The organism is Paenibacillus plantarum (assembly GCF_013141695.1).
In the GTDB taxonomy this organism is placed as follows: domain Bacteria; phylum Bacillota; class Bacilli; order Paenibacillales; family NBRC-103111; genus Paenibacillus_E; species Paenibacillus_E plantarum.
This window is the reverse complement of the sequence record NZ_WHNY01000023.1, coordinates 1-1,529: the sequence shown is the minus strand read 5'-3', so window position 1 is coordinate 1,529 and position 1,529 is coordinate 1. Positions and strand designations below refer to the sequence as shown.

The window sequence follows — 1,529 nt, the reverse complement described above, 5'->3', positions numbered from 1 at the left end:
TTTCTGGTAGACCTCATTTTTGTGTGGTCTTAAGATAACGGTAGCCGGGGATCGAACGATTCTGCCCGTGGGAGCCACATCCCGAGAGCTATTCAGTTCATCCCCCCTACTTGTTCAACCATGTTTAGGCTGGTTGGGACATGAATCCCGTATCACATGCGATAGTGTGGAAGACAAGAAGGTTAGGGGTTGCCGGTGAAAATACTACAGGAGTGATGTTATGAATCCAGTCATTGGTTTGGATGTTTCAAAGGGGGAGAGCCATGCACAAGCTTTTTTAAACCGTGGAGTACCTCATGGGAAGATCTTTAGGTTTAGTCATGATCTTGAAGGGTTAGCGTCTTTTTAAAATTATATTAGAGGAGTGGAATCAGCTGCAGAGATGCCTCCTTCCATTGTTATGGAAGCAACAGGTCATTATCACAGCCCCGTTGTTCAGTTTCTGGACGAGCAAAAGTATCTGTACATCGTAATTAATCCGTTAATCTCACACGAAGCCAAGAAGACCAATTTGCGACGGGTGAAGACAGATGCCGCTGATGCTTATCAACTTGGGGTACTGTTTTATAAAGAGGAGTTTGAACCCTACAAAAAGCGGGGTCAGCACCTCATGAATTTACGCTATCTAACACGACAATATGAATCTCTAACGGGTATGTATGTTCAAGCAAAACTACAATTCCAGTCAATTCTGGATCAGGTTTTCCCCGAATATCATGGCGTGTTTGGTGATCTTTATTCTAAAGTTTCCCTTCGATTTCTGGCCTTACACCCGACATCTAGAGAGGTCCTAGCAATGTCCGACAATGAAATTACAACTGTAATCGGACAGCTTACTGGGCGCGGTAAATCCACTTCGTGGTGTTTGGAACGTGCGCAAATCCTGGCAGCTGCGGCAAGGCGAAATCCATTTAAGGAGACGGCTTTTCCAAGCCACTTGATCTCCTTGCAGTTGCTCATCAAATTGCTTCTTCAATACCAGGAGCATCTAGCAACCCTTATTAAATCGGTAGATGCCCTGGCAGAAGAGTTACTAGAATATGAATTAATTCAATCGATACCCGGTATTGGCACTAAAATTGCTGCAACAATTTTGGCTGAGATTGGGGAAATCGATCGGTTTGATCACGCAAAGAAACTGGTGGCCTTTGCTGGCGTTGATCCAAGCGTTTTTTCTTCAGGTAAGTTCACAGCAACCCAGAATAGAATCACTAAGCATGGCTCCAGGAGACTTCGTACTGCCCTGTATCAAGCTGTACGATGTGGTATCCGTAGCAATAGAAATAAGAAATTAAGGGCTTATTATGATAAGAAGCGTGCTGAGGGAAAGCTGTTCAAAGTAGCGATAATTGCTTGTGTAAATAAACTCATCCACTGGATTTTTGCTATTTTAACTACTAAGGAAGCGTTCCGTTTAGAGTAAGTCATGGAAATTAGAAATATATGGAATATACTTCCGTGCTTTATTGGACGGTTATTTCCCATGCACTTTTTTAAGTATATCACTTCATGAATCCATTATTAATAAT

General features: G+C 42.6%; 1 pseudogene. It reads left to right on the top strand.

Going from position 1 to position 1,529, the window contains the following annotated elements:
• Nucleotides 1-220 precede the first annotated feature (220 nt).
• Nucleotides 221-1,423 (top strand): annotated as a pseudogene (locus GC096_RS07085) (IS110 family RNA-guided transposase).
• Nucleotides 1,424-1,529: the final 106 nt, after the last annotated feature.